Here is a 6,859-nt window from a genome sequence, read left to right on the forward strand (position 1 = left end):
CCATTACAAGTAGTGCTGTAACGGAACGTGAAGGCCACGAAAGACTAACCAATGACCGTCGAGCAGGCTGCCGAGCTTTTAAAGATTTCCCCGCAATACATCCATACGCTGGTCGCTCGGTCTGACGATCTGAATATGGTCGGTAATACCATTATCGCTAAACGAGATAAAATAAATACTTGGCTGGTTGGGGGATGCGTGGCGCTCTTCTTCGCTATCTCCGGCATGCCGGGAATGTTGGGGATGACGGGATGAAAAGTATTGAATTGTTCGCCGGCATTGGAGGGATTGCTCTTGCGGCTAAATGGGCCGGCGTTGAGACGGTAGCATTCTGCGAGCGCCACCTTTTTGCCAAAAGGTATTAAACAAAAATTTTCCGGGCGTTCCCATCTTCGATGATGTATGCACCTTGAACAGACAGCTTTTAGAAGAAAAAGGAGTGATTGAACCAGGTGGAACAATTGACATTATTGATATCCCTGCCAGGGTGAAAGTGTTATCGGTAAGAGAAAAGGAAAGGCGGACGAGAGATGGCTATGGCCTGAAATGTTCCGGCTCACAAAAGAATTGCAGCCCGATTGGGTTGTTGGAGAAAACGTTGCTGGACACATCACAATGGGCTTGGACACAGTCCTGTCCAACTTGGAAAGTCAAGGCTACCAAACAAGGACATTTGTATTTCCGGCTGTCAGTGTCGGCGCGCCGCATCAAAGATACAGGACATTTGTTGTTGCCAACGCCGGCGCAAGTCAGAACCACAAGCCTATCAGACCTTTAGCGCCTTCAGAAGCGGACGGAACTCACGGGGTAATCTTGCCCGGGGGATTGGGCCATCTGTTTCCCAATCTTACTGGAAAATACATCAATCCCCAGTTGTTGGAGTGGATGATGGGTTTCCCAATCGGGTGGACCGAAGTATAGCATTGGGAAACGCGGTAGTGCCTCAGCAGATTTTTCCTATTTTTTATGGTATAAATTATATATCCAAAAAATAGAGAAGTTGGGTGAACTTGATGAAAAATCCAAAGTGGAATAGAGATGAACTTATATTGGCTCTTGATCTTTATTTCAAATTGCCGGCGTCGAAGATTTCCTCAACAAATGACGAAATTATAAAACTTAGTAAGATATTAAACCAGTTATCGTCAAGTGATAAACAAAAAGAGGAAACTTTCCGTAATCCTAACGGTGTAAGTATGAAACTCAATAATTTTAAAAGACTAGACCCTGACGTACCAGGCTCAGGGCTAGTTAGGGGTGGGAAATTAGAAAAAGTCATATGGGAAGAGTTCTCTGCAAATAGATCTATGCTGGAGGTAGTTGCATCTAAAATTAGACAGGCTGTAAAAGTCGGAGCTTTCGCGGCTGTAGCAGAGGCAAGTGAAGAAGATGAATTATTTCCTGAAGGAAAAGTGCTTTTTAGATTACATAGGTATAGGGAGAGAAATTGTAAAGTTGTCAAAGCATTAAAAAAGAAAGCAATGGAAAAAAATGAGCTAAGGTGTTCTGTTTGTGGCTTTGATTTTTATCAGACATATGGAGAATTAGGTAAGGGATTCATCGAATGCCATCATACTGTTCCAATTTCAGATTATCAGTTTGAAGGTAGCAAAACCAATATGTCAGACCTAATACTAGTATGTTCAAATTGTCATAGAATGTTGCATAGAAAAAGGCCGTGGATAAATAAGGATGAAATCAGAAATATCCTAACTATTTGACTATCTGTGAAATAGGTTATATTCTTTTTTTGAAACATTTACAATTCATGGTAAGAGGTGTTGTATGAATAATTTATTAAATGGTGGAAAAACAGAGACTCATTTTTTTAATTTATTATCAACTGAAATTGGATTAAAAGCTGCCGAAAAAGTTGTAAGTCATGCAAGAGAAATAATGAAACATGCTCCTGAGGTTGGAGCAAATACAACAGATAATAAATTATGTTTACTTTATGGATTAATCCAAAGTGGTAAAACTAATATTATTAATATGACGATTGCTGTGGCTAAAGATAACGCGTATAAATTGTTTGTGATTTTAACAGATAGGAATAAGTCACTCCAAAACCAAACATTTGAGAGGGCTGATTCAGCTTTAAAAGGTCCTTTAGTCAGAAATATAGCTGATTTAGATGAACATAATAATTTCATTGAGATGGTATTAAAGAATGATGGTATTGTTTTGATATGTAAAAAAGATCCAACTGATTTAGAGAAATTAAAAAATTTTTTAACTGATAGAGATGATTTAGCTAATACACCAACCTTAATTATAGATGATGAGGCTGATGCAGTTGGCTTGGATACAAAGCAAAGAATGGAAGGAGAATCGCCCAGTACTATTAACAGCCAATTAAGAGAGATTAGGCAACTAGTTGGTACTCATATGTACCTCCAAGTTACGGCAACGCCGCAAGCTATTATACTACAAGATAAAGAAAGTGATGGATTTCATCCTGAGTTTATTGAGGTAGTTGAAGCTGGCAGTGGATATACAGGAATCCATAAATTCTTCAAAGAAAATAAGGAAAAACACATTCGCTCTGTTGATTTGCAAGAAATAACTAAATTGCGTGATTTAAATGATGAAAATTTAGAATTTCCAGAAGGGTTACTTAAATCATTAGTAACTTTTGTATTAGGTGTTGCAATTAAACTGCAGGACAAATCAGAGAAACCAGAGGATCAGAAATTTTCTTTTATGTGTCATATTAGTCAATTGAAAGATATTCATAATAAGATTAAATCTTTAGTCAATGTTTTTATTAAGGATTTATATATTGCTTTAAAGGACAAAGATAATATTGAGAATAGAGATAAATTTTTAGGATTGTTAAGTAAGGCATACGCTGATTTACAAAGTACGCTTCCTGATATCCCAGAATTCCCAATATTGTTAAGCACATTAAACGATTATATTAATAGCTATGAAGTGTTTGTGCTTAATACCTCTAAAAACTCAAATACAGAAATAAAATTAACGAAAAAATTTAATTTTATAATTGGTGGGAATAAATTAGGTAGAGGTATAACAATTCCACGTCTTCTAGTTACTTATTATGGAAGGCTAACTGGTAATCCACAAGTTGATACATTAATGCAACATGCAAGAATGTGTGGTTATCGTTCAAGAGATTTAGATATTACACGGGTTTATATCCCAGATGATATAGCTGATTTATTTGAGACAATTTGTGATCATGATGCTATTCAACGAGATATTATCAAAAATCATAGTCAAGATTCTAGTTCTACGCTTTATTTGGATAACAAAGGTATTAATCCGACTAGGCCTCCGGTTATTCCAAAAACTGTTGGGGCATATAAAGCTGGTCAAAGTATTTCTCCGAAAATACCTGAATATCGTAAAAGCAAATCAGAGAAGGTTACAAAATATTTAGATGAAAAAATTAAAAGTCTAAATAAGGAAAAACAGATAATTAGTTATGAAATCGATGAGATGCTAGACGTTATTAACAGATTGCCGATTAAAGTTAATGGGAAATGGAATAAACAAGTGATAAGTCAGTATCTCAAGTGGTTTAAGGAGAGTAAATCGAATACTGGACAGTTAATTTATGCACTAGATTTAAAGTTGGGTTTGTCAGAAACTAGAGGATACAGAGAAATCGCTTCTGTTTTAAATCCTTCTTTACAAGAATTAGTTAATTCTGCAGATACGGATAAACCAGTCTTAGTTCTAATAAGAAACAAAGTGTCTTTAAGTGATAAAGGAAATCAGGGCAGAGAATGGGACGGCTCTGATTTCTGGATTCCATTATTTAAGTTTCCTTCCAATAAAATAAATGTCCTTTTTAATTACGAAAGTTTTTAAAAAACCCAAGATGTCCAAGACGGAAAGCCTGCGGACACTGATCATTGCACAGAATCACTGTGCAATGATCAGTGTCCGTTTTTTATTTGAACGGAGGGACGGCATGAAAGCGAAGAAAAACGCCGCGCAGAACGTTGGTTTTAAAGAAAAACAGCCATCGCCACGCAAGAGTATTGAAAAAAAGCCACAGAAGCTTACCGAGAGAAATTTAGAGAACCTCATGGGTGTAAACAAGGCCTACATATAAAAGGGGCCGTGGCGGAGCTTTTAGACAGCAATAATAACGGGAGGGAAATGCTATGGATAAAAAAGATAAAAACAACAATGAAAATAAAATAGACCAGTTGAGATTGAACATACCTCAAATTGACGAAGAAGCAACGAGAATTAACGCAGAAAAGCTGCTCGAACAATATCGCATGTACTTGCTACAAGTGCCGGAAGATTTTTTGCCGAAAGTGACCGCAACATACAGCCTTGTTCCTCCCAGCTTTTCGAATGAATTTCATTCCTCCACAGAAGACGCAGCATTAAAACGCATGGAATGGGAGATTAAAAGGGACCGGTTTTTAAAGAGAATGCAAAGAGCGGTTAACCGGCTTTCTCAAAAGGAGCGGCAAATACTTGTCATGCTCTACATGCAGAATGAAGAGATGTATGATTATGAGGTTTATGTAGAAATGAGACTCAGCCAGCGCAGTTACTACCGGACGAAAGCAAAAGCATTTTACCGGCTGGCCTTTGCTCTTCGCGTGGAAGTCTATAAGGACGGGGGCGCGCCGGAATGAATTTTGTTCAGCCGATAAGGGATCTGGAATGCATTTTCTATATCAAACGGTTTTTAAAAGAACAGAGTGAGAGGAATTACATGCTATTTGTTACCGGTATAAACTCAGGTCTTCGCATATCAGATATACTGGAGCTGAGAGTAAGAGACGCCAAGCGGCCGTATTTCAATCTTATAGAGAAGAAAACCAAAAAGAAAAAGAGAATTGACATGACGCCAGCTATTCAAAAGGAATTAAAGGCGTATATTGAGGGGAAAGAAGATCATGAATATCTTTTCAAAAGCCGCGAAGGGATCAATAAGCCCATTTCCCGGTCGATGGCTTATAAGATTCTGAGGGCTGCCGCTGAGTATGTCGGTTTGGATGATATAGGCACGCACACGCTGAGGAAAACATTCGGATACCATTTTTACAAGCAAACAAAAGATGTTGCCATGCTGCAGGAGATTTTCAACCACTCTGACCAGCGGACAACCCTTCGATACATTGGGATTAACCAGGATGCCATGAACAACGCCATGAAGAAATTTAAAATATAAGCAGGCTCATCTCATAAACAAGATGAGTCTCAGGCTGTCGAGAAAATCTCGACAGCCTGAAGCCCTCTATATAAGAGGGCTTAAATTAATTTTCTAATAATTTTTCTATACCTGTATCCTGAATTAATAAATCATTTAAAGATGGGGCGACTTTTACAGCTTCATCTGCATCTAAATCTCCGAATCCCACAATATATAATCCAAAACCTTCTGTTCCTTCAAAATAAATCAGAGCATTCCCACCTTCATCGTCGCCGACAGCAAGCGAGTTTGGTATGTAGTCCTGTATTTCATAGGCTTCATTCATATCAACACAACCAGCGGGACTCCATATTCGTATATACTTTTCACCAGCTACATTTATTTCTACTTCTGTGGCTTCACTTACTATGTCTAAATAATCAGATGGTACATTAATAGAGGAAAATCCCGTTAATGCTTTGATTTCTTCTTCGGTTGCCGCTGCTTCTTTCGCATCTACTGAAAAACGAGAGCTTATTTTATTGAGCAAAGTCATTTCAGATCAATCCTTTCAAATTTTACTCCGAGCTTTTCTAACATCTTATATTGTTGTTCGAGTACATTTTCAATAGTTTCGCGTGAAAATACTGCTGCTTTTAAATCCTCCACTGTATGATTGAGTTCTTCTTGTAAAGTCGAATCCCATTTCCCTTTCCCGTGGGCGACCCGTTCATTACGTCTCATGTTCTGTCTTTTACTTATTTCAGTGTGGGGGAACCCTTTTCCTGTTTCAATAGTTATAGTAGGCGCTTTATTAGCATCATAACCATACTTTTTTAGATTTTCTTTTGCCCACTGCTGTTGTAATCCATGATGGGATTGTAACCGTCCTCCACTAGGGCCCGTACCTTTTGGTTTTGGCATTGAATCTTTATGAGTCTTGTTAAATATTACGAAATTCTCAGCGGTGCCATTTGCTTTTACATTAAGCTTCCCACTAACCCCACGTACCCCGAACGGCACAAATGCAGCTAAGGCAGTATGTATACTGTTATTTCGTTCTTCGTCCGATATTTTATTCCCAAACATATCTCGACCGGTTATGGCCTCACTAAAACCGTTCGCAGATGCGAGCCCATAAAGTCCTTTGTCAGAGTTCTGAAGAGCTTGGAAGGTTTTTGGAGTTTTATATATTTCGAGCGCTTTATCTGCTTTGTAAATTGCTTTTCCGGTTGAATAGATTGTTTTTCCACCTTTAAAGATACGGCCGGCCCAGCCGACAATTGGAATATAACCAGCCGCAGCCATTCCCCGGCTGCGGCTCGCTGACCGGCAGTGAGTTTTTCACCTTTGACGGGGTCAACTCCATCAGCCGCTCTTTTATAATCATAATACCCAGTAACTTCTCCTGTAAAATTACAAACGACATCCCATGTTTTTTTGTACCAGGTCCTGTTCGCAAGCTCTTCCTGTTCCTTGGCGATTCTTCGCTCTTCAGCCTGCTGCTTTTTGAACGAAAGATAATCGGACGACTGCTTATGTAATCCCGCTTGCATCTGGTGGATCTCGCTTTCTCGGTACGCCTTGGCATTATAGTTGAGCGGGGTGGCGTTATTGCCTTTCCCTGTCGCATCTTGTAATGCCTGAAAATCTGCCATAATAAACGCCTCATTAGCTTCTGTCAGCGCATATTCATTTGAAAGGTTGTTATCCAGCTCACCAATTTTTTGTATT

7 protein-coding genes and 2 pseudogenes are annotated in these 6,859 nt (G+C 38.7%); 7 read left to right on the forward strand and 2 right to left on the reverse strand.

All coding sequences use genetic code 11. The features are described 5' to 3' along the window. The first annotated feature begins 51 nt into the window (after nt 1-51). From KY305_RS19200 to KY305_RS19230, 7 genes and pseudogenes are all read left to right on the forward strand, one after another. Complete coding sequence (locus tag KY305_RS19200; RefSeq protein ID WP_223063843.1) at nt 52-255, forward strand: MerR family transcriptional regulator; 204 nt, start codon at nt 52-54, stop codon at nt 253-255. Then, nucleotides 252-995 (forward strand): annotated as a pseudogene (locus tag KY305_RS19205) (DNA cytosine methyltransferase). The gene KY305_RS19200 and the pseudogene KY305_RS19205 overlap by 4 nt, the downstream one beginning before the upstream one ends. An 18-nt stretch (nt 996-1,013) precedes the next feature. Further along, the gene (locus KY305_RS19210; RefSeq protein WP_223063844.1) at nt 1,014-1,721 is read left to right on the forward strand and encodes an HNH endonuclease; all 708 of its coding nucleotides are present in this window, start codon (nt 1,014-1,016) and stop codon (nt 1,719-1,721) included. Between the two features lie 64 nt (nt 1,722-1,785). After that, entirely contained in the window at nt 1,786-3,837 is a 2,052-nt protein-coding gene (locus tag KY305_RS19215) for a Z1 domain-containing protein (RefSeq protein WP_223063845.1), read from the forward strand. A gap of 103 nt (nt 3,838-3,940) precedes the next feature. Next, nucleotides 3,941-4,084: a hypothetical protein gene (locus KY305_RS19220; protein WP_223063846.1), complete on the forward strand. Its 144-nt coding sequence runs from the start codon at nt 3,941-3,943 to the stop codon at nt 4,082-4,084. Between the two features lie 88 nt (nt 4,085-4,172). Continuing rightward, nucleotides 4,173-4,625, forward strand: coding sequence for an ArpU family phage packaging/lysis transcriptional regulator (locus tag KY305_RS19225; protein ID WP_223063853.1), 453 nt, complete (start codon nt 4,173-4,175; stop codon nt 4,623-4,625). Then, on the forward strand, nt 4,622-5,164 hold the full coding sequence (locus KY305_RS19230) for a tyrosine-type recombinase/integrase (RefSeq protein WP_223063847.1): 543 nt from the start codon (nt 4,622-4,624) through the stop codon (nt 5,162-5,164). The genes KY305_RS19225 and KY305_RS19230 overlap by 4 nt, the downstream gene beginning before the upstream one ends. A gap of 85 nt (nt 5,165-5,249) precedes the next feature. Here KY305_RS19230 and KY305_RS19235 read toward each other — a convergent pair whose 3' ends face one another. Together KY305_RS19235 and KY305_RS20430 are read right to left on the reverse strand one after the other, a co-directional pair. After that, nucleotides 5,250-5,681 (reverse strand): SMI1/KNR4 family protein, encoded by a 432-nt coding sequence (locus tag KY305_RS19235; protein ID WP_223063848.1) that lies wholly within the window; start codon nt 5,679-5,681, stop codon nt 5,250-5,252. Continuing rightward, nucleotides 5,678-6,859: pseudogene (locus KY305_RS20430) on the reverse strand (pre-toxin TG domain-containing protein); the annotation flags it as partial. The gene KY305_RS19235 and the pseudogene KY305_RS20430, both read right to left, overlap by 4 nt.

It is taken from the genome of Bacillus sp. YC2, assembly GCF_019891195.1.
GTDB lineage: Bacteria > Bacillota > Bacilli > Bacillales > Bacillaceae > Bacillus.